Origin of the sequence: Streptomyces sp. NPDC002328 (assembly GCF_042890065.1) — a bacterium.
Taxonomy (GTDB): domain Bacteria; phylum Actinomycetota; class Actinomycetes; order Streptomycetales; family Streptomycetaceae; genus Streptomyces.
Genome location: NZ_JBIARQ010000005.1, coordinates 242416 through 265353 on the forward strand (window position 1 = coordinate 242416; position 22938 = coordinate 265353).

The 22938-nt window shown below is 73.5% G+C and carries 22 protein-coding genes and 1 pseudogene; 11 read left to right on the forward strand and 12 right to left on the reverse strand.

Annotated elements, in window-relative coordinates:
* Positions 1–14: 14 nt before the first annotated feature.
* Both ACFYX4_RS16055 and ACFYX4_RS16060 read right to left on the reverse strand, forming a co-directional pair.
* Positions 15–818 carry a peptidoglycan-binding protein gene (locus ACFYX4_RS16055; protein WP_389332313.1) on the reverse strand — a complete coding sequence of 268 codons (804 nt, stop codon included), beginning with the start codon at positions 816–818 and terminating at the stop codon, positions 15–17.
* A gap of 97 nt (positions 819–915) precedes the next feature.
* Entirely contained in the window at positions 916–1743 is an 828-nt protein-coding gene (locus ACFYX4_RS16060) for a hypothetical protein (protein WP_389332316.1), read from the reverse strand.
* Positions 1744–2016: 273 nt separating this feature from the next.
* Here ACFYX4_RS16060 and ACFYX4_RS16065 point away from each other — a divergent pair, with 273 nt between their 5' ends.
* The 4 genes from ACFYX4_RS16065 to ACFYX4_RS16080 all read left to right on the forward strand — a co-directional run bounded on the left by ACFYX4_RS16065 (position 2017) and on the right by ACFYX4_RS16080 (position 7196).
* A complete protein-coding gene (locus tag ACFYX4_RS16065) occupies positions 2017–2865 on the forward strand; it encodes a bifunctional methylenetetrahydrofolate dehydrogenase/methenyltetrahydrofolate cyclohydrolase (protein ID WP_389332319.1) in 849 nt (282 codons plus the stop codon).
* A 118-nt stretch (positions 2866–2983) separates the two neighbouring features.
* Complete coding sequence (locus ACFYX4_RS16070) at positions 2984–3682, forward strand: TetR family transcriptional regulator (protein ID WP_389333020.1); 699 nt, start codon at positions 2984–2986, stop codon at positions 3680–3682.
* Between the two features lie 144 nt (positions 3683–3826).
* Positions 3827–4240 (forward strand): Zn-ribbon domain-containing OB-fold protein, encoded by a 414-nt coding sequence (locus tag ACFYX4_RS16075; protein WP_389332322.1) that lies wholly within the window; start codon positions 3827–3829, stop codon positions 4238–4240.
* 217 nt (positions 4241–4457) lie between these two features.
* Complete coding sequence (locus ACFYX4_RS16080) at positions 4458–7196, forward strand: alpha/beta hydrolase family protein (protein ID WP_389332325.1); 2739 nt, start codon at positions 4458–4460, stop codon at positions 7194–7196.
* A 39-nt stretch (positions 7197–7235) separates the two neighbouring features.
* Here ACFYX4_RS16080 and ACFYX4_RS16085 read toward each other — a convergent pair whose 3' ends face one another.
* A complete protein-coding gene (locus tag ACFYX4_RS16085; protein ID WP_389332328.1) occupies positions 7236–7616 on the reverse strand; it encodes a PPOX class F420-dependent oxidoreductase in 381 nt (126 codons plus the stop codon).
* A 74-nt stretch (positions 7617–7690) separates the two neighbouring features.
* Between ACFYX4_RS16085 and ACFYX4_RS16090 the strand changes: the two genes are divergently transcribed.
* Positions 7691–8368, forward strand: coding sequence for an ankyrin repeat domain-containing protein (locus ACFYX4_RS16090; protein WP_389332330.1), 678 nt, complete (start codon positions 7691–7693; stop codon positions 8366–8368).
* A gap of 58 nt (positions 8369–8426) precedes the next feature.
* Here ACFYX4_RS16090 and ACFYX4_RS16095 read toward each other — a convergent pair whose 3' ends face one another.
* The gene (locus ACFYX4_RS16095; RefSeq protein ID WP_389332333.1) at positions 8427–9605 is read right to left on the reverse strand and encodes a MalY/PatB family protein; all 1179 of its coding nucleotides are present in this window, start codon (positions 9603–9605) and stop codon (positions 8427–8429) included.
* Between the two features lie 908 nt (positions 9606–10513).
* Here ACFYX4_RS16095 and ACFYX4_RS16100 point away from each other — a divergent pair.
* The gene (locus ACFYX4_RS16100) at positions 10514–11347 is read left to right on the forward strand and encodes an SAM-dependent methyltransferase (protein ID WP_389332336.1); all 834 of its coding nucleotides are present in this window, start codon (positions 10514–10516) and stop codon (positions 11345–11347) included.
* A 115-nt stretch (positions 11348–11462) separates the two neighbouring features.
* A complete protein-coding gene (locus ACFYX4_RS16105) occupies positions 11463–12863 on the forward strand; it encodes a S1 family peptidase (RefSeq protein WP_389332339.1) in 1401 nt (466 codons plus the stop codon).
* On the opposite strand, the gene ACFYX4_RS16110 is transcribed toward ACFYX4_RS16105, so the two are convergent.
* Both ACFYX4_RS16110 and ACFYX4_RS16115 read right to left on the reverse strand, forming a co-directional pair.
* Positions 12842–13015: a hypothetical protein gene (locus ACFYX4_RS16110; protein ID WP_389332342.1), complete on the reverse strand. Its 174-nt coding sequence runs from the start codon at positions 13013–13015 to the stop codon at positions 12842–12844. The genes ACFYX4_RS16105 and ACFYX4_RS16110 overlap by 22 nt on opposite strands.
* 119 nt (positions 13016–13134) lie before the next feature.
* Positions 13135–13830: a L,D-transpeptidase family protein gene (locus ACFYX4_RS16115; protein ID WP_389332345.1), complete on the reverse strand. Its 696-nt coding sequence runs from the start codon at positions 13828–13830 to the stop codon at positions 13135–13137.
* A 134-nt stretch (positions 13831–13964) separates the two neighbouring features.
* On the opposite strand from ACFYX4_RS16115, the pseudogene ACFYX4_RS16120 reads away from it, so the two are divergent.
* Positions 13965–14498: pseudogene (locus tag ACFYX4_RS16120) on the forward strand (hypothetical protein); the annotation flags it as partial.
* A 310-nt stretch (positions 14499–14808) separates the two neighbouring features.
* On the opposite strand, the gene ACFYX4_RS16125 reads toward ACFYX4_RS16120, so the two are convergent.
* The 4 genes from ACFYX4_RS16125 to ACFYX4_RS16140 all read right to left on the reverse strand — a co-directional run bounded on the left by ACFYX4_RS16125 (position 14809) and on the right by ACFYX4_RS16140 (position 17951).
* On the reverse strand, positions 14809–15723 hold the full coding sequence (locus ACFYX4_RS16125) for an SDR family oxidoreductase (RefSeq protein ID WP_389332348.1): 915 nt from the start codon (positions 15721–15723) through the stop codon (positions 14809–14811).
* Between the two features lie 107 nt (positions 15724–15830).
* The gene (locus ACFYX4_RS16130) at positions 15831–16208 is read right to left on the reverse strand and encodes a DUF4180 domain-containing protein (RefSeq protein WP_389332351.1); all 378 of its coding nucleotides are present in this window, start codon (positions 16206–16208) and stop codon (positions 15831–15833) included.
* 28 nt (positions 16209–16236) lie between these two features.
* Entirely contained in the window at positions 16237–16866 is a 630-nt protein-coding gene (locus ACFYX4_RS16135) for an MBL fold metallo-hydrolase (protein WP_389332354.1), read from the reverse strand.
* The gene (locus tag ACFYX4_RS16140; RefSeq protein WP_389332357.1) at positions 16866–17951 is read right to left on the reverse strand and encodes an S-(hydroxymethyl)mycothiol dehydrogenase; all 1086 of its coding nucleotides are present in this window, start codon (positions 17949–17951) and stop codon (positions 16866–16868) included. Before ACFYX4_RS16140 ends, ACFYX4_RS16135 begins: the two co-directional genes overlap by 1 nt.
* A gap of 174 nt (positions 17952–18125) precedes the next feature.
* Here ACFYX4_RS16140 and ACFYX4_RS16145 point away from each other — a divergent pair, with 174 nt between their 5' ends.
* A complete protein-coding gene (locus ACFYX4_RS16145; protein ID WP_389332360.1) occupies positions 18126–19880 on the forward strand; it encodes an ABC transporter ATP-binding protein in 1755 nt (584 codons plus the stop codon).
* A 76-nt stretch (positions 19881–19956) separates the two neighbouring features.
* On the opposite strand, the gene ACFYX4_RS16150 is transcribed toward ACFYX4_RS16145, so the two are convergent.
* The gene (locus ACFYX4_RS16150; RefSeq protein ID WP_389332363.1) at positions 19957–20256 is read right to left on the reverse strand and encodes a hypothetical protein; all 300 of its coding nucleotides are present in this window, start codon (positions 20254–20256) and stop codon (positions 19957–19959) included.
* 171 nt (positions 20257–20427) lie between these two features.
* Here ACFYX4_RS16150 and ACFYX4_RS16155 point away from each other — a divergent pair, with 171 nt between their 5' ends.
* Positions 20428–20793 carry a nuclear transport factor 2 family protein gene (locus ACFYX4_RS16155; protein ID WP_389332366.1) on the forward strand — a complete coding sequence of 122 codons (366 nt, stop codon included), beginning with the start codon at positions 20428–20430 and terminating at the stop codon, positions 20791–20793.
* A 6-nt stretch (positions 20794–20799) separates the two neighbouring features.
* Here the strand turns inward: ACFYX4_RS16155 and ACFYX4_RS16160 are convergent, their stop codons facing one another.
* Positions 20800–21471 (reverse strand): TetR/AcrR family transcriptional regulator, encoded by a 672-nt coding sequence (locus ACFYX4_RS16160; RefSeq protein WP_389332369.1) that lies wholly within the window; start codon positions 21469–21471, stop codon positions 20800–20802.
* 169 nt (positions 21472–21640) lie between these two features.
* Here ACFYX4_RS16160 and ACFYX4_RS16165 point away from each other — a divergent pair, with 169 nt between their 5' ends.
* A complete protein-coding gene (locus ACFYX4_RS16165; protein ID WP_389332372.1) occupies positions 21641–22888 on the forward strand; it encodes a YncE family protein in 1248 nt (415 codons plus the stop codon).
* Positions 22889–22938 lie beyond the last annotated feature (50 nt).

The following is a 22938-nucleotide window of genomic DNA, read 5'->3' on the forward strand; positions in this document are numbered from 1 at the left end:
CGGGTAGCGCGCCCTCATCCGGTGCGGGACTCCAGGTCGCGGCGGGTGTCGTCGCCGTAGACGCCGGTCTCGTCGCCGCGGATGCCGTACCAGAGCTGGAAGCGGGCCACGGCCTCGGTGAGGACCGTGTCGTAGCGGCCGTCGGTGGCCCCGCCGTCGTAGACGTTCGGGATGCGGCGCAGGCGTTCCTGGAGGTCGGTGACCTGCGGGCCGCTGTCGCCCTCGCTCAGTGTGCCGCCGCCGTCCGGTGCGGTCGCGGCGGGCGGGGTGGCCGTCGGCGCGGGGCTGGCCGGGGCAGCGGGGGCGGCCGGAGGCGTCTGCGCGGCGGCCTGGCCGCCGCGGGCGGGCAGCAGCAGGGCGCAGGCGAAGCCGACGAGCGCCGCCGCGAGCACGGCGAGGGCGGCGATGGCGATCCGGTGCGGTCCGGCCGTGCGGTCCCGGTAGGGCTCGTCCGCCGGTCGCCGCGCCCGGTCGTCGCCGCGCCGCCGCCGGGCCGGGTCGCCGCCGCGCCCGCGGGACGCCTGGCCGCGCTGCCGCGACGGCGTCCGGCGCTGCCGCGTCGGGGCGCGGCGCTCCCCCGGCGACGCGCGGCGCTCCCGTCGGGGTGCGGCGCGGCGGCCCACCGGCGGGAGTTCCTCCGTGTCCGCCTCCGCGCCGGGCCGCGGCTGCGGCAGCGGCACCGCCTCGTAGGCGTCGGTGTCCTCCGTCATCTCGCGGAACAGCTCCGCCAGGGCGTCGGTGTTGCGCGGTCGCAGGACCCGGATGGGTTCCAGGACCGGGCGCTCGAAAGGCTCCCCGGGTCCGTCCGGTGTCGGCACGCTCTCTCCCTCCGGTGGGTCCCCGGGGAGAGATACGGGCGCGCGGGCGACGGGGTTCAGCGTTCGGCGGGCGCGACGGGTCAGCGGGCGCGACGGGTCAGCGGGCGAGGAAGCGGCGCAGGGAGCGGGTGAACGCGGCGACGAAGGCGTCCCGGCCGGTGTCGTCGAGGGCGTCCAGGGACAGGTACGGGTTGAGGTCCTCCAGCTCCACCAGCAGCAGCGCGCCGTCGGGCGCCCGGCAGGCGTCGACGCGCTGGACACCGTGCGCGAGGCCGTTCCAGTCGATGAACCGGCGGGCGAACTCGACGTCCCGCGCGGTGGGTTCGTAGGGCCGGAGCTCCCAGCGGCGCTCGGGGTCCGGGGCGTACAGGGCGTACTGGAGGTCGTCGTCGACGAAGTAGAAGGAGACCTCGTAGGCGAAGACGACGTACGGCTGGACGAGCACGGCGCCGTCGGCCAGGGCGGGCAGGGCGTCGGGGCCGACGACGCGCAGGCCGACCGAGTCCGCGCCGAGCTTGGGCTTGACGACGTAGCGGTCGCTGTCGGGCAGCCGGTGCAGGTCCCCGGAGCGGTCGACGGTGGGGACGACGGGGAAACCCCGCGCGCACAGGTCGAGGAGGTACTGCTTGCCCGCCATGTCGGCGCGGCCGGTGAGCGGGTTGTACACCCGTGCCCCCGTGGCCGACGCGCGCTCGCGGAAGGCGTCGTAGGCCTCGCGGTACCCCAGCACGGGCCCGCTGTTGCGGACGACGACGGCGTCGAAGGCGTCCATCAGCGCCGCCGCGTCCAGCGGATGGCACAGGGCCAGGTCGAAGTCGGCCCGCAGCCGGGAGGCGAGGAAGACGTCCTCGTCGCCGTAGCGCCGCCCGCGGGCCGGGTAGGCCAGGTCGGTGACGTAGAGGAGACGGTCGCGGGCGGCGGACATACGGGACTCCTCGGCCGGGGTGCGGGACGGTCCCGGCAGGGTACGCGGCGGGGACCGGGGCACCGCAGCGGGGTGCCGAGGGGCTGCCGTGGGGGTGCCGTGCGGGTGGGACGGACGGCGGGCGGGAGGCGGGCGGGACGTACGATGGCAGCTCGGGGACCGGGCGACGGCGGCTCGGGGACCGGGACGTGGACCCGGTTCCGCACCGTCGTCCTCTCCTGTCAGACCCGTCAGACCCGTCCGCACCTGTCTCCCGAAGGGCTCGCGACTCCCGTGACCACCGCAACACTCCTCGACGGCAAGGCCGCAGCAGCCGACATCAAGAGCGAACTCGCCCTCCGTGTGCAGGCGTTGAAGGAGCGCGGCATCACCCCGGGGCTCGGCACGATCCTGGTCGGCGACGACCCCGGCAGCCGCTCCTACGTCGGCGGCAAGCACCGCGACTGCGCCCAGGTCGGCATCGCGTCGATCCGCGTCGAGCTGCCCGCCGACGCCTCCCAGGCCGACGTCGAGGCCGCCGTGCTGCGGCTGAACGACGACCCGGCGTGCACGGGGTTCATCGTGCAGCTGCCGCTGCCCGCCCATATCGACACCCACGCCGTGCTGGAGCTGATCGACCCGGTCAAGGACGCCGACGGCCTGCACCCGACCAGCCTGGGCCGGCTGGTGCTGGGCATACCGGGGCCGCTGCCCTGCACCCCGCGCGGCATCATCGACCTGCTGCGCCGCAACCATGTGGCGATCACCGGCCAGCAGTTCTGCGTGATCGGCTGCGGGGTGACCGTGGGCCGTCCGCTGAGCCTGATGCTGACCCGCGCCACCGAGCACGCCACGGTGACCCTGTGCCACGAGGCCACCCAGGACGTGGCCGCGCACACGCGCGTCGCGGACGTCGTCGTGGCCGCCGCCGGGGTGGCGCACCTGGTGACCCCGGACTGGATCAAGCCCGGCGCGACGGTGCTGTCCGTCGGCCTCACCCGCACGGTGGAGGGCATCCTCGGCGACGTCCACCCCGACGTGAGCGATGTCGCCGGGTCCTTCGCCCCGCCGGTCGGCGGCGTGGGTCCGATGACGCGGGCCATGCTGCTGACCAACGTCGTGGAGGCCGCGGAACGGCAGTGACAGCGGGGGCACTCGGTTCCCCCGGGAGGGAACCGAGTGCCATCGGGGGCGGCCGGGTGTTACGTTCCCTGGCATGAGCCCCAGTGACCGCGCGGAGCCGGCCGCCGCGAAGCCGCCCATGCGGGACGCCCTGGTCGCGGCGGCCTTCCGGCTGTTCCTGGAGCGGGGCTACGAGCAGACGACCGTCGACGACATCGTGGCCCTCGCGGGGGTGGGCCGGCGCTCCTTCTTCCGCTACTTCCCCTCCAAGGAGGACGTGGTCTTCCCCGACCACGAGCGCTGCCTGGCCGACATGACCGCCTACCTCGCGGCGAGCGACGACGCCCACGAGCCGGTCCGCCGGGTGTGCGACGCCGCCCGGCTGGTGCTGCGCATGTACGCCGAGAACCCCTCCTTCTCCGTGCAGCGCTACCGGCTCACCAAGAAGGTGCCGGGGCTGCGCGCGTACGAGCTGTCGGTGGTGTGGCGCTACGAGCGCGCCCTCGCCGAGTATCTGCGCGCCCGCTTCGCCGGGCGGGCCGACGGGAACCTGCGGGCCGACGTGATCGCCTCCGCCGTGGTCGCCGCCCACAACAACGCGCTGCGCTCCTGGCTGCGTTCGGACGGACAGGGCGACGCGAGCGCGACCGTGGACCACGCGCTGGGGTACGTGCAGTCGGCGTTCGCCGCGGCGCCGGCCGCCGCCGCGGCGCGGGAGTCGGCCGTGGGGGCCGAGGGCCCCGGGAGCCCCGAGGACGTCGTCGTGGTGGTGGCGCGGCGGGGGGCGCCGCTGTGGCGGGTGGTGCAGGAGATCGAGACGGCCCTCGCCCGGGACTGAATTTTCGGGGTACGCAGTGCCTTTACGCGTGGCACTGAGTGCCATACGCTGAGCGCGTGCACGGTGGCACGGTGAACCGCGCACGTCCGTGCACGGGCGATCCGCGCACGTGGATTCCGGCCCAAGTGCAGGGAGTTGACCAGCGTGTACCACCACTCAGGAAGCGCCGCTCAGCAGGCAGCCGGCTCCTCTGCCGGCGTCCTCGACCGCCGGGGCACGGACGGGGAGACGATCTGGTTCCAGCGCTGCGCCTGGTGCGGCACCGCCATGTACCACCGGCTGCTGTGTCCGGTGTGCCAGGGCAGCGACCTGAGCACGGAGCGCAGCGAGGGCCTGGGAACGGTCCGGCACGCCACGGTCGTGCACCGCAACACCCCCTCCGCCCGCAACGTCTCCCTGATCGAGCTCGCCGAGGGCTTCGTGGTGCGGGGCAGGGTCATGGGCCCGCTCATCGGCGTCCACAACGGCGCCCGCGTCCGGCTCGCCACGGCCAAGGACCCGGTACGGGGCGAGCCGGTCTTCCAGCTCGCCGACGAGCCGTTCCGCAGCTGGCGCTGACGCCGCGTCACCCGGCCCGCGCGCACGCCGGCCGCGGTGACCGGATCCTGTCGGTCCCGTCGACCGGTTCCGGGCCACAGGCAACCCACAGGGCGTTTTCGGGGTTCCTCCGTGACGCGAGGAGCTCCTGAAACGGAAAGGGGCTCCCGCGCTCACAGTGGTGAGGAGTGGACCCTTGATCCGTGCCCGGCGAACCCGGCGAATAGGTGTCACCGCCGTGGCCGCGCTCGCGGCCCTGGCGGGAACACCGGGACTGGCGCAGGCCCAACCCCCTTCCGAGACGAGACCGTCGACCACCGCCGCCGACAGCGCGCTGCCGCCGGGATGGCGGATCGGCGGCGAGGGCGCCGCACGGGAACTGGTGTGGCGCTCACCCACCCGCGTCCCCGCGGGCGACGCCCGGGTGGAGTTCCACGCGGCGGACCGGCTGCTCGGCGTGCCGACGCCGGACAAGGACGGCCACACGTTCCGGCTCGCCCTCGACGAGGCCGGCCCCGGCCCCCTGAAGGACCTCCAGGTGCTGGCCGCCGGCCGCCGCCTGGACGCTCCCGCGCAGAACTCCGCCGACCGGGGCAGGCGTTCGCGCGCCGCCGCCGCTCCGCCCGCCGCGCTTCCGGCCAACTCCGTCGACCCCGGCAAGCCGGGCGGGTACCGCACCGTCACCGGCGAGTACACGCTCGACCCGGTGAAGCTGCCCGGGTTCGCCGCCCCGATCGAGATGCAGGCGGTCGTCGTCGCGCCGAAGGGAGCGACCGGCAAGCGCCCGCTCGCGCTGTTCCTGCACGGCCGGCACACGACCTGCTTCAAGCCGGACGACCCCGACTACATCTCCATCGACTGGCCCTGCCCGACCGACACGAAGAGCATCCCCAGCTACAAGGGCTACCTGAAGGACCAGCAACTGCTGGCCTCCCAGGGCTATGTGACGGTGTCGATCTCCGCCAACGGCGTCAACGGCCAGGACGCGGACGTCGACGACGCCGGCGCCCAGGCCCGCTCCTCCCTGGTCCGGCAGCACCTCGCCCGCTGGGCCGGCTGGTCCGCCAACCCGGCCGCCGCCCCCGCGGCCGTCCGCAAGGCCCCGAAGGCGGACCTCTCGCGCGTGCTGCTCGTGGGCCACTCGCGCGGCGGCGAGGGCGTCAACCGCGCCGCGATGGACAGCCTCTACCCGGCGCCCGCCGCCCAGGACGGCTACAAGGGCCCGGTGCGCTGGAAGATCCGCGGCACCGTCCTCATCGGACCGACGATCTTCGGCCAGAATCCGGTCGCGGACGTGCCGTCGGCGACGATCCTGCCGGGCTGCGACGGCGATGTGTCCGACCTCCAGGGCGAGGTGTACGTCGACGGCACGCGCGGCGTCAGCAAGGGCGCGGCGCTGCACAGCGCGCTCTACATGGTCGGCGCGAACCACAACTACTTCAACAGCGAATGGACCCCGGGCACCGCGGCCGCCCCCGCCTGGGACGACTTCGGAGACGACGGGGACCAGCCGGACCCGGTGTGCGCGCCGGGCGCCGCCACCCGGCTCACCGCCGACCAGCAGCACCATGCCGGCGCGACCTACATCGCCGCCGCCGCCCGGCTGTTCGTCGCCGGCGACGACCGGGCGCGTCCGCTGCTCGACGGCTCCGGCAGGCGGGCCCCCTCCGCCGACCCCGCCCGGGTCCTCGCCCACGCGACCGGCGCGCGCCGCACCGGCGGCTTCCTGCCCGACGGACCGGTGACCGTGACCGGCGCCCGGCTCTGCTCGGCCATCGACCCCGCCCCGGACGCCGCCTGCCTGAACCCGGAGACCCCCGGCAGGTCACCGCACTTCGCCTGGTGGGAGGCCGGACGCGAGACCGGCCGCCGCGCGGTGGCACTGGACTGGTCGGCGCCGGGCGCGACGGCCCGCGTGCGGCCCGCCGCGCCGCTCTCCCTCGCCGGCTCCAAGGAACTCGCGCTGCGGGTCTTCGTGCCGCCGAACACCACCGGCACCCGGCTCGACGTGGCCGTCACCGACGCCGCCGGACGCCGGGCCGCGCTGGGCACGGTACGGGTGGACGGGCTGCCCGGCAGCGACCGCACCTCCTCGTACTGGGCGCGTGAGGTCCGCGTCCCGCTGACCCCCGCCGTGCGCGCCAAGCTCGACCTGAAGCACGTCAAGTCCCTTGACCTGACGCCGCGTTCGGCGTCCGGGAAGGCCTGGCTGATGGACGCCTGGGGCTGGGCCCCCGGCACTCCCGCGGTGCATGCGCCGAAGCTGCCGCGTGTCGACGTCGGCCGCACGATCGTCAAGGAGGGCGACTCGGGCACCCGCACCTACCGCATCCCGGTCGAGATCTCCGGGCGGGGCGTCGGCCAGGTCCGGGTGTACGTCCTCGACCGGGACACCGGGCTCGGCACGGACAAGCTGGTCACGGTGCGGCCCGGCAGCAACGCCATCGACGTGCCGGTCCAGGTGAAGGGCGACACCCTGTTCGCCTACGACCTGCGCCAGGACATCGCCGTGAAGGCGGTCAAGGGCGCGGTCGTCGGCTCGCACCGGGGCGGGGTCACCGCCGAGAACGACGACCCCGAGCCGAAGATCACCGTGACGCCCGTCGCGGACCGGGTGACCGAGGGGCAGGCGCTGACCTGGCGGCTGACGCTGTCCGAGCCCGCCGGCGTGGATCTGTGGCAGCCGATCACGGTGCAGCAGGTCACCGAGGGCACGGAGCTGTCCACCAAGGACGTGGACCCGGAGTGGCTCCTGGCCAACGGCGTGGAGGCCGACCCGGAGCGCCCGCTGCACGAGGTGCTGTGGCTGGGGCAGGACATCCCGGCCGGGACGACGAGCGTCGAGGTGACCGTGCCGACGGTGACCGACCGGGTGGCCGAGCCCGCGGAGTCGCTGCTCATGGAGCTGGACGACTTCGAGGGCCTGCCACGGCCGAACGCGCCTGTGCTCGCGGGCACGGTGCTGGACGCGTCGTAGGGATGTGAGTGCGGGGGCCGACGGTCCGGCCCCCGCACGTCACAAGGTGATGCGGATCCCCACCGTGCCGGCCGCTCCCCGGCGCAGCCGGCTGCCGAGCAGCACGAGGCGGCCCGAGATGCCGTACTTGCGGGCGATCAGCTTGCGGTAGCGGGCAGTGGTCGCCGCGTCGCACAGCTCTGCGGTGGCCTCCGTCTGCTTCCCGGTCGGCCGCCCGCGCACGTCGCACGGGCCGACCAGAACGTCGCCGCGGGCCCGGATCCGCTTCACCTTCCAGGAGTCGGTGACCGTCCAGACCCCGAGCGCGTCCCCGTCGCGGACCACCCACACCGGGGTGGCGACGGTGCTTCCGTTCTTGCGGTAGCTGGTGACCAGCAGGTACTTGCCCGCCGCGAGCGACTCCACCGACGTCTCGTCCATACCGGGAAGTCTAGGGCCCGCCCGCGAAACGCCGGGGACGATCATGTCGGCGGCGCTTCTCATAGACTCCGGGCATGGCGGACGCACAGATGGCTCAGTGGGACGGGGTCACCCGGCGGGAGTCGTACAAGGAGTGGCTCGTCGTGCGGCGGGACCGGCTGGCCGACGCCGCTCGGGACGGGGACTGGGACGTCGTCTTCGATGTGCTCGACGAGGAACCGGTCGCGGTCAACTCCGCGCGGCTCGACGGTCGTAGCGGCTACCGGCCGCTCCACCAGGCCGCTTGGCACGGCGCTCCCGTCGAGACCGTCGAGCGCCTGTGGGGGTACGGTGCCTGGCGGACCCTCAGGGCGGCGGACGGGGCCCGTGCCGTGGACATCGCCGCTCAGCGCGGGCACGGGCACCTGACGGGGCTGCTGGAGCCCGCCCCCAGACGGGAGTTGCCGCCGGAGGCGCTCGGCCCGCTCCAGCACCATCTGCACCGGCTCGTCCGCCACCGCGCCGGCGGCGGCGCCGGCCGCACCGACCTGGCCACCCGGAACGGGATGCGCCTGCCGGAGGTCGAGGTGCTCACCGAGACCGACCGGCCGGCGCTCTGGTTCCCCGTCCCCGGCATGTACGGCGGGTTCAAGATCCAGCTGCACGACCGCGAACTGGTCGTGGACAGCTGGATCCGCGTCGTCGGCGGCTCCGAGCGGACCGACCGGGTCACCGTCGACGGGGTGGAGCTCCAGGAGGGCGAGCGGCTCTGAACGGCCGCCCGAGACACCGGGCTTCGGTGACCGGGCAACGGGCTTCAGGGACCGGGCGTCAGCGCAGTGCCGCCGCCATCCGGCGTACCCCCTCCGTCAGGATCTCCGGTGACGTCCCCAGGTTCAGGCGTACGTGCCCGGCGCCGCCCGTGCCGAACGGGAGGCCGCCGCTGAGCGCCACCCGGCCGCGCTCCAGGAACACCTGGGCCGGATCGTCGCCGAGGCCCAGCGCACGGCAGTCCAGCCAGGCCAGGAAGGTGGCCTCGCCCGGCCGGTGCGCGACGCCGGGCAGCTGTTCCGCGAGCAGGTCGGCGAGGAGCCGGCGGTTGGCGTCGAGGCCGGCCAGCAGGGCGTCCAGCCAGGCCGTGCCGTCGCGCAGGGCGGCCGTGTGGGCGAGGACGCCGACATGGCTCGGCCCGTGGCCGACCTCCTCCGGCAGCCGGTCGAGGTCGGCGGCGGCAGCGGGGCCCGCGACGGCGAGGGCGGCCTTGAGCCCGGCCAGGTTCCACCCCTTCGACGCGGACGTCAGCGACAGCCCGTTCTCCGCGCCGGGCACCTGGAGATAGGGCACGAAGTCGACGCCGCCCGCCGTGAGCGGGGCGTGGATCTCGTCGGCGACCACCCGCACCCCGTACCGCTCGGCGAGCGCCGCGACGGCGGCCAGCTCCTCGGCGGTGTGCACGGTGCCCGTCGGGTTCTGGGGGCTGCACAGCAGATGCGCGGCGCGCCCGCCGCCGGCGACGGCCCGCCGGTAGGCCCGCGCGAGGACGTCCAGGTCGAGCCGTCCGTCCGCGCCGAGCGGCGCCTCCGCGATCCGGCGGTCCATATGGGCGACGAACCGGAAGAACGGCGGGTACACCGGCGGGTTCACGATCACCGGGTCCCCCGGGCCGGTCACCAGCTTGAGCATCTCGACGACGCCCAGCATCACGTCCGGCACGATCGCCGTCCGCTCGACCGCGAGGCCGTGCCATCCCCACCGCTTCCCGGCGAACGCGGCCAGCGCCTCGGCGTAGCGGGTGCCCGCGGGATAGCCGGTGTCGCCGAGGGCGAGCGCGTCCTCGACCGCGCGGACCACGGGTCCGGCGAGCGGCACGTCCATCTCCGCGACCCACAGCGGCAGCACGTCGGCCGGGTACGTGCGCCATTTCAGGCTCGTACGCCGGCGGAGCCGGTCGAGGGTGAGGAGGGTAAGGGGATTCGGTTCACCGGACATCTCGTGCGGGATCCTGGTCATGGCCACAAGATAGGCGCCCTCCTGACACTCGGCCCGCGTACCGTGCGGGCCCTACGGGCCCTACGGGCCCTGCGGGGCCTGCGGGGCCTGCGGGGCCTGCGGGGCCTGCGGGGCCTGCGGGGCCTGCGGGGCCTGCGGGGCCTGCGGGGCCTGCGGAGCCGAGCGTGCCGTCCGGGCCTGCGGGCCGTGCGGAGCCTGCGGGGCAACGAGCGCAGTGGGTCGCGGCCCGGGGACCCGCGGCCGGCAGCCGGGGCGTGCAGCCGGAGACCCGCGGCCGGCAGCCGGGGCGTGCAGCCGGAGACCCGCAGCCGGCGGCCGGGGCGTGCAGCCGAGGCGCACGACACGCGGCCGACAGCCGGGGCGCGCAGCCGGAGACCCGCGGCCGGCAGCCGGGGCATGCGGCCGGAGACCCGCGGCCGACGGCCAGGGCGTGCAGCCGAGGCGCACGACACGCGGCCGACAGCCGGGGCATGCAGCCGGAGACCCGCGGCCGACGGCCAGGGCGTGCAGCCGGAGACCCGCAGCCGGCGGCCAGGGCGTGCAGCCAAGGCGCACGACACGCGGCCGACAGCCGGGGCGCGCGGCCGGGGCGTGCGGCCGGCGACCCGCGGCCGGCGGCCAGGGCGTGCGGCCGGGGCACGCGGCCGAGGCGCACGGCCCGCGGCCGGCGGCCGGGGCGCGCAGCCGGGGACCCGCGGCCGACAGCCGGGGCGTGCAGCCGGGGACCCGCGGCCGGCGGCCAGGGCACGCGGCCGGGACCCGTGGCCGGCGGGCGGGACCCGTGGCCGGGAAACCCCGGGGCCGGGGGCGCGGGTGGGCTCTGCGGTCTAGATTGCTGGTTGACCCCGGCATATGAACGAGCCGGGGCCCGATTCGACCGAGCCGGCACCCATCACAGGAGCTGATCCGTGACCGAGCACTTAACCGCCGTCGGCGCCAAGGCGGCGCAGTCCTCCCGCGAGCGCATCGACACCTCGCAGCCGCACACCGCCCGTATCTGGAACTACTGGCTGGGCGGCAAGGACAACTACGAGGTCGACCGGGCGGCCGGCGACCAGATCCGCCGGCTGCACCCGGGCATCGGCGAGTACGCCCGCGCCGACCGCCTCTTCCTCGGCCGCGCCGTACGCCATCTGGTGGCCGACGTGGGGATACGCCAGTTCCTCGACATAGGCACCGGACTGCCCACCGCGGACAACACGCACGAGGTCGCCCAGCGGGCCGCCCCGGACTCCCGGATCGTCTACGTCGACAACGACCCGCTGGTCCTGGCGCACGCCCGCGCCCTCCTCGCGAGCACCCCCGAGGGCCGCACCGACTATCTCGACGAGGACCTGCGCAACGTCGACGCGATCCTCGAACACGCCGCCAAGACACTGGACTTCGAGCGGCCGGTGGCGCTGATGCTGCTCGGCGTGGTCATCTTCGTCGGCGACGACGAGGACCCGTACGGCGTGGTGCGCCGGCTGACGGACGCGCTCCCGGCGGGCAGCCATCTGGTGCTGTCGCACACCGTCACCTCCCCGGCGATGCCGGACGTGGACGAGGCGGTGAGGTTCTGGAACGAGCACGGCACCCCGAAGCTGACCCAGCGCACCCCCGCGGACGTGGCCCGTTTCTTCGACGGCCTGGAGCTGCTGGAACCGGGTGTGGTGTCCTGCTCGCGCTGGCGTCCGGAGGGAACCGGCGGGGCGCTGCCGGACGAGGTCGCCATGTTCGGCGGGGTGGCCCGCAAACCGTAAATGATCACGCGCCGGGTGAACGCTGCGGCTCCCGTGCCCGTATGGAGATGAGGGCGCTCAACGACCGGAGGGCCCCGCGGTGTTGAGACCGCGCGTTCTGGTTCGGGAGCCATGCATGAGGCACGTACGACGGCGGATCGTCCGGCGAGCGACACGGCTGGCGGCCGTCGGCGGACTCCTCCTCGGAGGAGCCATGGTCACGCAGGCGGCCATGGCGAGCGAGACGCCCGTCACCTCGGCGGTGACGGGCGATGCGGCGCAGTCCGCCGACGGCACCGGGGCGAACCTGGTGAAGACGCTCGGGACCGCCCGCACCGCGGGCACCTGGATCGACGACGAGGGGCGGCCGGTCGTGGCCGTCACGGACGAGACGACCGCCGCCACGGTCCGCGAGGCGGGCGCGCAGGCGAAGGTCGTCGGGCACAGCATGAACGAGCTGAGGTCGGCGACGGCGGCGCTGCGTTCGGCGCCGAAGGTGCCGGGCACCGCGTGGGTGCTGGACTACCGGAGGAACCAGGTGGTGGTGCGGGGCGACAAGACGGTGTCCGCCTCCGACTGGTCGCAGATGACGAAGGTCGCGTCACGCATCGGCAGTTATGTGCGCATGGAGCGCACCTCCGGCACGTTCACCACCCGGATCAACGGGGCGCTGCCCATCCTGTCGACCGGCGGACGCTGCTCGGCGGGCTTCAACGTGACCAACGGGTCGAACGACTTCATCCTCACCGCCGGGCACTGCGGGCCCACCGGGGCCACCTGGTTCGCGGACAACCAGGGCAACCGGGCGTTGGGCAAGACGGTCAACTCCAACTTCCCCGGCAGTGACTTCTCCCTCGTGCAGTACGCGAGCGGGGAGGCCGGCCAGGGGGCCGACGTGGTGGCCATCGGCAACGGCAACGGGGTGCGGATCACGGGCGTCGGCGACGCGGCCGTCGGGCAGCGGGTGTTCCGCAGCGGCAGCACGACCGGGCTGCGCGACGGCGAGGTCACCGGCCTGGACGCGACGGTCAACTACCCGGAGGGCACGGTCTCCGGGCTGATCGAGACGACCGTGTGCGCCGAGTCCGGGGACAGTGGCGGCCCGATGTTCTCCGAGGGCATCGCGCTCGGCATCACCTCGGGCGGCAGCGGCGACTGCAACTCGGGCGGCACGACGTACTTCCAGCCGGTGACGAAGGCGCTGTCCCAGCTGGCCGTGCAGCTGATCGTGGCCGCGCCCTCCGACGTCCAGAACGGCGCGTCGGCCGCGCCGTCGGGAGACGGCTCCCAGCCGACGTCCTCGCCGACGGGCGCCGCCGGGGCGGCCTCGGGCGGGACCTCGCCGGGCTCGACGACCCCGGCGACGGGCGGAACGGACGGCGCGACCCTCGCGTCCCGCCTGGTGGATCCCCGCAACGTCGGTCCGGGGCTGCTGGTGATCGCGGGAAGTCTGGTCGCGCTGGTCGCCACGCGCTACATCCGCGCGGAGCAGGACCGCAAGGCCTACCAGCGGTACTACTCGACGACCTGGGGGTGATCGGCCGCGGCGGCCCACTCCAGGACGAGCCGCTGGTACTCCTCGCGCTGCTCGCCGCTCAGTGTCCCGCCCGATCGGAGCCACAGGGCCCTGATCTCCTCGTTGACCTCTTCGGCCGATCGCTCGGAGAGGTGTTCGACAGTGGTGGACATGGTGTGAATCTTACGGCGTGGCAGGTGAAGGCAACGTGAGTGATACCCAAGCCAAATGGACAAAACGGACGTGTCACTGATCACGTCCGTCTGTCCGCCTCACCTGCCCGGTCCGCCGGTCACGTCCCCGGCTTGCGCCCGTACACGAAGACGTCGTCGCCGTTCCTCAGCAGGGACCAGTACTTCTGCGCGGCGGTCTTGGTCATGTTGACGCAGCCGTGCGAGCCCGGCGGGTTCCACATGCTGACGCCGACCGAGTGGAAGGCCTGACCGCCGTCGAAGAACTGGCTGTAGGGCATCGGCACGTGGTAGATCGTCGACACGTGGTTGATGTTCCGCCAGTAGATCTTCTTCAGCCCGGTGCGGGTCTCGTACCCGTTGCGGCCGGTGCGGACCGGGACGGGCCCGTAGACGAGCTTGCTTCCGTCCTGGATCCAGCTGAGCTGGAGGGTGAGGTCGACGCAGGCGATGCGGCCCTTGTTGGTGGGGCACTTGCCGGCCTTGTTGGGCTTGTTGCCCACGGCCTTCTGCTTGTTCATGAGATCCATCACGCCCCAGGTGACGGGTCCCGCGTAGCCGATGTTCGGCGTGATGCCGTGCTTGTTCTGGAACGCCCGGATCGCCTTGCAGTCGGCGGCCGACTGCTTGCCGTCCACGGGCCGGCCGAGGAACTTCTCGACCTGCTTCTGGTACGGCCCGGCCTGCGTCGAACAACTCGCGGCCTGCGCGGGCGTCGTGCCGAGTGCGAGCGTCAACGGCGCTATGAGCCCCGTGACACCGAGCACGACGGCTCCTCGTCTGCGTATGTCCCCCATGGCTGCCTTCTTCCTGGCGTGGTACGGCGATCTCGACTTCCTAGACCAGTGGGCAGCGACGGCGGTTGTAGTCCTCCGCGAGCTGTGACGAAACAGTGAACTTTGTGTCAGGGCCGGGCCGGTAGCGTGCTCGAGTGACCTCGTTCCTCCAGCAACTGCCCGCACTCGTCGGTGTGGTGATCGGCGCTCTGGGCTCCTACCTGGCGCTGGCGCGCAGCGACCGGGAGCGGTTCCGGCGCGAGCGCGCGGCCCGGTGGGAGGAGCGACGGCTCGCCGTGTACTCCGACTACGCGCGGACGTTGAAGAAGTCGGTCGTGCTGACGTACCGGGTCGCCGCGCACCTCGGCAACGACCCGCATCCGCATCCGATGTCCTTCGCGGAGGCGGAGCCGTTGATGGCGGAGGCGATCGACGGGCGGGACCCGACCGGCGAGGCGCTGATCATGCTGGGCAGCCGTGAGGTGGTGGAGCGGGCCCGGGAGTGGGTGACGGTGGTGATGGAGATGGAGCGGTTCGTGCGGGCGGGCACGCGCGAACCGGCCGCCTGGCCGCCGCTGCTGGAACGGCAGCGGGCCGCTCGGGAGGGCTACTACGCGGCCGTACGCGACGATCTGGGACTGCCGCCGGGGCACCCGGCCCGCTGGTCGGCGTCCCTGCCGTCCCAGACATCCCCGGCACCCCAGGCGTCCCCAGCGTCTCCGGCGTCTCCGGCACCCCCGGCGTCTCCGACGTCCCCGGCACCCCCGGCGTCCCCAGCGTCTCCGGCGTCTCCGGCACCCCCGGCACCCCCGGCGTCCCCGGCGTCCCCAGTGTCTCCGGCACCCCCAGCGTCCCCAGCGCCTCCGGCACCCCCAGCGTCCCCAGTGTCTCCGGCACCCCCGGCGTCTCCGGGACCTCCGGCGTCCCAGGCACCCCCAGCGTCCCCGGCGTCCCCAGCGCCCCCGGCGTCCGACCGGTGAGCCGCCGTCGTGTGGGCCGTCAGCGGTACCCGGCGGTGTCCGCCGGCTTGCCCGGGTCCTGCACCTCGACGAGGTAGCGCCAGGCGTCCGGGCGGCTGCCGTCGAGGTCGGTGAAGCCGTAGACGGGGGCGAGGCCGCCGCTGGACAGCGACCGCCCGTTGAAGCGGGACACCTCGGGGTCGGCGGCCAGCGCGGCGACGGCCCGGCCGACGTAGCGGGGCGTCTCCGAGATGGCGAAGTGCGGGACGCGGTCAAGGGCGTCGCGCCAGTTGTCCTCGCGGACGCCGTAGTGGTCGAGCATCATCTCCGAGCGCAGCCAGCCGGGGGTGAGCGCGAGGGCGGTGGCGCCGCGCGGACCGAGTTCATGGCCCAGGGAGAAGGCCATGCGCAGGACGGACGCCTTGGCGAGGTCGTAGAAGAAGTTCACGCGGTAGGTGTCGCGGTTGTACTCGGCGGTGCCGTCGGTGACCTCGACGACCAGGCCGCCGGGGCGGCGCAGCAGCAGCGGCAGGGCGTGGTGGCTGGTGATCGCGTGGGTCTCGACCGCGAGCCGCAGCAGCCGCAGCCCCTTGTCGAGGTCGTGCTCCCACAGCGGGGTGTCCCACTCGAAGAGGTTCTCGCCGCCCCAGATGTCGTTGACGAGGACGTCGAGGCGGCCCCGCTCGGCGTCGATGCGGTCGACGAGCGCGCGGACCTGCGCGGGGTCGAGATGGTCGGCGGGGACGGCGATGCCCTGGCCGCCGGCCGCGGTGACCAGGTCGGCGGTGTCCTCGATCGTCTCGGGGCGGTCGTACTCGGAGCGGCGGGCGCGGGTGGTGCGCCCGGTGACGTAGACGGTGGCGCCCGCCGCCCCCAACTCCACGGCGATGCCGCGCCCCGCGCCCCTGCTCGCCCCGGCGACCAGCGCGACCTTGCCTTCCAGCGGACCGGACATGTCCGACCTCCCGTACGTGTTCCGTCGATGTCGTCATCGAGGATCGCGCGGAAGCCGGACACCTCCTGTCGCCTTTTCCGGCCCGGTCGCCCGGCTGTTCCGCCCGGTCACCCGGCCGGCCGCAGCCTCTCCTCCAGAGCCGCGTCGTCCGGCAGGAACCACAGCTGGCGGCCCTGGTTGGACTCGTGCACGAAGTCCCGCAGGGCGGAGCTGTCGGCGACGTACCCGGAGACGTCGCCGACGACGGCCAGTCGCAGCCGGTAGTTCGCGAACTTCTGCACCACCGCGCCGGCGACCCCCGACCGCAGCCGGAAGAACTCCTCCGCCACCCGTTCGGCGGGCACGGCGACGACCTCGGCGTCCTGCCCGAACGCGTCGCCGATCAGGTCGAGCGCCGCGCTCTCGCCGTCGAGCGCCGGGCCTTCGGGGGCGCAGCGCAGGACGCGGGTGTCATGGAGGGTCACCAACGTGGTGGTCGTCGTCATGTGGGTGATCCTAGGGTCGTCCGGCGCCTCAGTGGCCCCGTGCGATCCATTCCTCCAGGTGGGGAGCCTCGGCGCCGATGGTGGTCGGGTCTCCGTGGCCGGTGAGGACCTTCGTCTCGGGCGGGAGGGTCAGCAGGCGGTCGCGGATCGAGGTGATGATCGTCGGGAAGTGGGAGTAGGAGCGGCCGGTGGCGCCGGGGCCGCCCTGGAACAGGGTGTCGCCGGTGAAGAGCACGCCGAGCCCGGGATCGTGCAGGCAGACCGCGCCGGGCGCGTGCCCGGGGGTGTGCAGGACGGTGAGGTCGGCGCCGGCGGCCTCGATGACCTGGCCGTCGGCCAGATGGGCGTCGGGCTCGCGGTCGGGGTGGGTCAGCTTCCACAGCGGCAGGTCGTCGGGGTGCAGCCAGATCGTCGCGCCGGTGAGGTCGGCGAGGGCGGGCGCCGCGCCGACGTGGTCGTTGTGGGCGTGGGTGCACACGATGGCCGTCAGCCGGCGGTCGCCGACGGCCTCGGCGATGGCCTCGGCGTCGTGGGCGGCGTCGATGACGACGACCTCGTGGTCGTCGCCGACGAGCCAGACGTTGTTGTCGACGTCCCAGGTGCCGCCGTCGAGGCTGAACTGGCCTGAGGTGACGAGGCGTTCGATGCGCGCGGACATCACAGCACCACCACCGAGCGCAGCACGTCGCCGTGGTGCATCCGGTCGAACGCCTTCTCCACCTCGTCGAGTTGAATCGTCTCGGTCACGAACGCGCCGAGGTCCAGGCGACCTTGCTGGTGCAGGTCGATCAACATCGGGAAGTCCCGGGAGGGCAGGCAGTCGCCGTACCAGGAGGACTTGAGCGATCCGCCGCGTCCGAAGACGTCCAGCAGCGGCAGTTCGAGCTTCATCTCCGGTGTGGGCACGCCGACGAGGACGACCGTGCCGGCGAGGTCGCGGGCGTAGAAGGCCTGCCGGTAGGTCTCCGGACGGCCGACCGCCTCGATGACCACGTCCGCGCCGAAGCCGCCGGTCAGTTCGCGGATCGCCTCGACCGGGTCCGTCTCCTTGGAGTTGACGGTGTGGGTGGCGCCCATGGCGCGGGCCTTCTCCAGCTTGCGGTCGTCGATGTCGACGGCGATGATCCGCGCCGCGCCGGCCAGGTTCGCCCCGGCGATCGCCGCGTCGCCGACCCCGCCGCAGCCGATGACGGCGACCGAGTCGCCGCGGCCGACGTTGCCGGTGTTGATCGCGGCGCCGATGCCGGCCATCACGCCGCAGCCCAGTAGTCCGGCCACGGCGGGCGACACCGCCGGGTCGACCTTCGTGCACTGGCCGGCCGCCACCAGCGTCTTCTCGGCGAACGCGCCGATGCCGAGGGCCGGCGACAGCTCGGTGCCGTCGGTGAGGGTCATCTTCTGGCGGGCGTTGTGGGTGTCGAAGCAGTACCAGGGCCGGCCGCGCAGACAGGCCCGGCACTGTCCGCACACCGCCCGCCAGTTGAGGATCACGAAGTCGCCGGGGGCGACGTCGGTGACACCGTCGCCGACGGACTCCACCACGCCGGCCGCCTCGTGCCCGAGCAGGAAGGGGAACTCGTCGTTGATCCCGCCCTGCTTGTAGTGCAGATCGGTGTGACAGACCCCGCAGGCCTGCACCTTCACCACCGCTTCCCCGGGCCCGGGGTCGGGCACCACGATCGTCTCCACCCGTACCGGCTCGTTCTTGCCCGGTGCGATCACTCCGCGCACTTCCTGCGCCATGGTCCTGCCCCTTTCGTAGGCGGCGGTCCGTCCCACCTCCGACCCTACGGGTGACTGATCGGTAAGAGCACGGCGATCGGGGCCGGTCATCGGGCGGACGACCTGGTTCCGGCCATGCCGGGAGGCCGTCGACGTAGCCTGAACGCCGTGTCCGGACCGGCGACGAGGAGCCCCGTGAGCAACGCAGAGACAGCCGCTGTCCAGCCCCCGTGGCGGCTGCTGCTGGGTTATGTACGACCGCACCGCCGGGCCCTGCTGGCGGGGGCGGTGCTCTCGCTGGTCACCGGGGCGACGGGACTGCTGCTGCCGCTGGTGGCGAAGGGGCTGATCGAGGATCTGGGGCGGGACCGTCCGATCACGGGCGCGCTGCTCGCGCTGTCGGGTCTTGTGGTCGCCAACGCGGCGCTGGGCGCGCTGGGTTCGTACGTCCTGCGGCGCACGGCCGAGTCGGTGGTGCTCGGGGCCCGGCGGGCGCTGTCGTCGTATCTGCTGCGGCTGCGGATACCCGCCGTGGACCGCAGCGAGCCGGGCGATCTGATGGCCCGGATCACCTCCGACACGACGCTGCTGCGGGAGGTCACCACCGACTCGCTGGTCGGCCTCGGCACGGGCGGGCTGACGCTCGTGGCGACGGTCGTGCTGATGGGGGTGGTGGATCCGGTGCTGCTCGCGGTGACCCTGGCGGTGATCGTGGGCGCGGGCGTGGTGCTGGGCGCGATCGTGCCGCGGATCAACCGGGCCAGCCGCGAGGCGCAGGACGCGGTGGGCGTGATGGGCGCCTCACTGGAACGGGTGCTCGGCGCGCTGCGCACGGTGAAGGCGTCGGGCGCGGAGGAGCGGGAGGAGCGGGCGCTGCACGCGGCGGCCGAGGAGTCGTGGCGGCAGAGCGTGCGGGCCGCGAAGTGGTCGGCGGCGGCGGGCAACACGGCCGGGCTGGCGATGCAGACGGCGTTCATCACGGTGCTGGCGGTGGGCGGGGCGCGGGTGGCGACGGGCGCGATCGACGTGGCGACGCTGGTGGCGTTCCTGCTGTACGTCTTCTATCTGATGGCGCCGATCCAGCAGGTCGTCGGGGCGGTCACGCAGTACCAGACGGGCTCCGCCGCGCTGAGCCGGATCCAGGAGGCGCTGCGGCTGCCCGCGGAGCCCGCGGCGGGGCCCGCGCCGCTGCCGTCCCCGGCCGCCGAGCCGGCCTCGCTGGCCTTCGCCGGCGTCCGTTTCCGGTACGCCGAGGACCTGCCGTACGTGCACCACGGGGTGACGTTCGAGGTGCCGGCGCGGGGCATGACCGCGTTCGTCGGCCCGTCGGGGGCCGGCAAGACCACGGTGTTCTCGCTGATCGAGCGGTTCTACGAGCCCGAGTCCGGCACGATCAGCGTGGACGGCCGTGCCCTCGCGGACTGGGAGCTGCCCTCGCTGCGGTCGGCCATCGGGTACGTGGAGCAGGACGCGCCGGTGCTGTCGGGCAGCCTGCGCGACAATCTGCTGCTGGGGAACGCGGAGGCGGACGAGGAGACCGTGCGGGGCGTGCTGAAGACGACGCGGCTGGACACGTTGGTCGCGCGGCTGCCGCAGGGTCTGGACACGCTGGTCGGGCACCGGGGGACGAAGCTGTCGGGCGGGGAGCGTCAGCGGGTGGCCATCGCCCGCGCCCTGCTGCGCAGCCCGCGTCTGCTGCTGCTCGACGAGGCGACCTCGCAGCTGGACGCGGTGAACGAGGCGGCGCTGCGCGACACGGTCGCGGACGTGGCCCGGACGACCACCGTCCTCGTCGTCGCCCACCGGCTGTCGACGGTCACCTCGGCCGACCGGATAGTCGTCATGGACGCGGGCCGGGTGCGGGCGGTGGGCACGCACCGTGAGCTGGTGGCGGCCGATCCGCTGTACGCGGAGCTGGCGGCGACGCAGTTCCTCGCCACGGCCGAGTGACGCGGTTCCTCGCCAGGGCCGAGTGAGGCGGGGCCGCCGCCCGCCCGGGGTCCGGGCGGGCGCGGTGGGGTTCGGATCAGGCCTGGACGACGGGCAGGAGCGCGGTGACGGGGGCGACGAGGTCGGTGACCTGGTGCAGCTCGTTCAGCTTGCGCAGCTCGGTCACCTTGTTCACTTCACCCAACTGCCGGGACACCGGGGGCAGTTCGTCCCGGTGTTCGGCGGGGATGTCGTTGGCGGCGAGCGAGTCGAGGAGGGTCATCGGGTTCAGTCGGCCGCCGGCCGGGGCTTCGGCCGCGTTCGCCATGGGCGCCGCGAGGCCGGTGACCCCGACGGCGAGAACGGCGGCGGCGACGATGCGTCGAGTGGAGATCATGCCCTCAGCAACGGGACACGGGTCCTCGCGGACACGGGCGCGGGGCGGCGCTCACCCGACAGGCGGACGACGGCGTCGAGGGCTTGCCGGGGGCGGGCCGGCGGAGGAGCCTCGAAGGTGAGGGCCCGGCGGCCCGCCCCCTGGGTCCGCGGGCCCGACAGGGAGGTCACCATGGGCACCGCGGCAGGCTCCGCCTTCGACACCGAGACACTGCGCAGGGGCGTCGAGGGGCGCACCCCGGCGACGCTGCTGTCGCTCTACGCGGACGACGCGGAACTGCGCGTCGTGGACCGCGACAGCCAGCCCAGCAGGCCCACCGTCCTGCACGGCCGTGACGAGATCGCCGCGATGCTCGACGACGTCTACAGCCGTGACATGACGCACCGGCTGGAGGCCTGCGTCGTCCAGGGCGACCGGGCCGCCTTCACCGAGTCCTGCGAATACGCGGACGGGGTCCGGGTGTTCGCCGAGTCGATGATCTCGCTGCGCGACGGCAAGATCGTCGAGCAGACGATGATCCAGGCCTGGGACGAGTAGCGGCGGTCAGGGCCGACCGGGGCCGGGGCCGTCCGGAGCCGGGGGGCGCAGGATGTGCAGGAGCTGGCGGACCAGTTCGTCGACCACCTCCTCCACGGTGGCGTCGACCCAGCCGGTGCTCCAGTCGTGCAGGAGGCCGTTGACGCTGCCGATGAAGGCCGCCGCGGCGAGGCGGTAGTCGCGCGGGGCCGCCTCGCCGCGGGCCGCCGCCGCGGTCGCCTCCGCGCAGATGAGGTCGACCCACTGGGCGCGGCGGGCCAGGCGCTGTTCCTCCATGCGGGGGCTGACGCCGACGATCTCGACGAAGGTGATGCGGATGCGGCGCGGGTCGGCGGTGACGCTGTCGGCGTAGGCGCGGAAGATCGCGCCGACCCGCTCGGCGAGCGGGAGGCCGTCGGCGGCGGCGACGGCCGCCAGGACGGCTTCCTCGGACCAGGCGTTGACCTGGAGGTGCAGTGCGGCGAGGACGTCCTCCAGGGTGTGGAACTCCTCGTAGAACTGGCGGGTGGACAGGCCGGCGGCCTCGCTGAGCGCCGCGACGGTCGTGCCCCGGTAGCCCGGGGCGTCGCCGAACAGCCGCAGCGCCGCGTCGAGGAATCTCCGGCGTCGCTCGGCCTGCCGCTGCTCGGCCGTCTTGCCCGCGTATCGGCCGGTCGGCGCTCTCAGCCTGCCCGCCACTGGCCCTCCCTCATCGATTCCTGGTCCGATTTTGTCGTGCGCACAGTCTTGTGGCGAAGGGCCCTCCTTCCTTACTTTCCAGTAAGTCCATTCTGAACGCAGCCGTGTTCAGATTCGGCTCCTTCCTTCCGCGCGCCCACGCACCGCCCCCACCCGGAGGAGAGCAGTCATGTCCGCCCTCAGACCAAGGCACCTCGGTTCCCTGGCCGCCGCCCTCGTCCTGGCCGCCGCAGCCCCCGCGAGCTCCGCCACGGCCGGCCCGGACGCCGCGGCGCTGCGCGAGGTGCTGTTCGTCGCCAACAACTGGGACGGCACCGCCGACGTCATCAGGTCCACCGGCGACTTCGCCAAGATCGGCCGGATCAACGTCATTCCCGACAAGGACCAGCGGATGGCGGAGATCAACGCCGACCCCGTCCGGTGGATCGCCTTCATGACCATCCGCAACAGCGTCGGTGAGGGTCACGACCAGTTCGTCGACGACATGTACTCCACGCCCGACGGCTCGTCGGTGGTCGTGTCCCGGCCTAGCTTCGCCGACGTCGTCTCGATCGACGTCTCGACGGGGGCCGTGAACTGGCGTTTCCCGGTGTCGGGTTACCGTTCCGACCACATGGCCGTCTCCCCCGACGGCACCCGGGTCGCGGTCTCCGCCTCGACCTCGAACACCGTGCACGTGCTGGACATCACCACCGGCAGACAGCTCGGTTCGTACTCCACCGGCGACAAGCCGCACGAGAACATCTTCACCAAGGACGGCAAGCAGATCTGGACCATGTCGATCGGCGACGTGAACACCGCGCTCGACGCTCCATGGCTGGACTGGACGAAGGGCGACCGGCGCATCACCGTCGTCGACGCCACGACGTACCGGCAGGTCAAGGTGGTCGACATGCGCGAGCGCCTGAACACGATCGGCCTGACGGACTACTCGGACGCCGTCCGCCCGGCGGCGTTCTCCCCGGACGAGTCCAAGCTCTACTTCCAGGTCTCGTTCTTCAACGGCTTCTTCGAGTACGACATCGCCACGGACAAGATCACCCGGACGAAGACCCTGCCCAAGAACCCCGCGACCAGCGACGACCGCACCACGTTCGTCAACGACTCGCGCCACCACGGCCTGTCGATGAGTCCCGACGGCGGCAAGCTGTGCGTCGCGGGCACGATGGACGACTACGCGACGGTCGTCGACCGCACAACCCTCCAGCAGGGTCCGCTCGTCACCGCGTCCAAGCCCTACTGGGCGACCGTCAGCGGCGACGGCAAGCAGTGCGTCGTCTCGGAGAGCGGCTCGGACCAGGTCACGGCGATCGACTTCGCCACCGGCCGAAAGGTCCTCTCGGTGCCGGTGGGCGACCACCCGCAGCGGGTGCGGCTGGGCCATGTCGACGCCGGCTGGACGGGCCCCGGCAACTGACGGACCCTCCTTGGAGGACGGCGCCCCCGGGACCACCCGGGGGCGCCGTC

Bases quoted from the DNA above. Each gene is read 5' to 3' on its own strand.
- ACFYX4_RS16060 (WP_389332316.1), bottom strand. From the start codon at position 1,743: ATGTCCGCCGCCCGCGACCGTCTCCTCTACGTCACCGACCTGGCCTAC.
- ACFYX4_RS16070 (WP_389333020.1), top strand. From the start codon at position 2,984: ATGCGGGACGCCCTGGTCGCGGCGGCCTTCCGGCTGTTCCTGGAGCGG.
- ACFYX4_RS16085 (WP_389332328.1), bottom strand. From the start codon at position 7,616: ATGGACGAGACGTCGGTGGAGTCGCTCGCGGCGGGCAAGTACCTGCTG.
- ACFYX4_RS16090 (WP_389332330.1), top strand. From the start codon at position 7,691: ATGGCGGACGCACAGATGGCTCAGTGGGACGGGGTCACCCGGCGGGAG.
- ACFYX4_RS16095 (WP_389332333.1), bottom strand. From the start codon at position 9,605: ATGACCAGGATCCCGCACGAGATGTCCGGTGAACCGAATCCCCTTACC.
- ACFYX4_RS16105 (WP_389332339.1), top strand. From the start codon at position 11,463: ATGAGGCACGTACGACGGCGGATCGTCCGGCGAGCGACACGGCTGGCG.
- ACFYX4_RS16110 (WP_389332342.1), bottom strand. From the start codon at position 13,015: ATGTCCACCACTGTCGAACACCTCTCCGAGCGATCGGCCGAAGAGGTC.
- ACFYX4_RS16115 (WP_389332345.1), bottom strand. From the start codon at position 13,830: ATGGGGGACATACGCAGACGAGGAGCCGTCGTGCTCGGTGTCACGGGG.
- ACFYX4_RS16125 (WP_389332348.1), bottom strand. From the start codon at position 15,723: ATGTCCGGTCCGCTGGAAGGCAAGGTCGCGCTGGTCGCCGGGGCGAGC.
- ACFYX4_RS16130 (WP_389332351.1), bottom strand. From the start codon at position 16,208: ATGACGACGACCACCACGTTGGTGACCCTCCATGACACCCGCGTCCTG.
- ACFYX4_RS16135 (WP_389332354.1), bottom strand. From the start codon at position 16,866: ATGTCCGCGCGCATCGAACGCCTCGTCACCTCAGGCCAGTTCAGCCTC.
- ACFYX4_RS16140 (WP_389332357.1), bottom strand. From the start codon at position 17,951: ATGGCGCAGGAAGTGCGCGGAGTGATCGCACCGGGCAAGAACGAGCCG.
- ACFYX4_RS16150 (WP_389332363.1), bottom strand. From the start codon at position 20,256: ATGATCTCCACTCGACGCATCGTCGCCGCCGCCGTTCTCGCCGTCGGG.
- ACFYX4_RS16155 (WP_389332366.1), top strand. From the start codon at position 20,428: ATGGGCACCGCGGCAGGCTCCGCCTTCGACACCGAGACACTGCGCAGG.
- ACFYX4_RS16165 (WP_389332372.1), top strand. From the start codon at position 21,641: ATGTCCGCCCTCAGACCAAGGCACCTCGGTTCCCTGGCCGCCGCCCTC.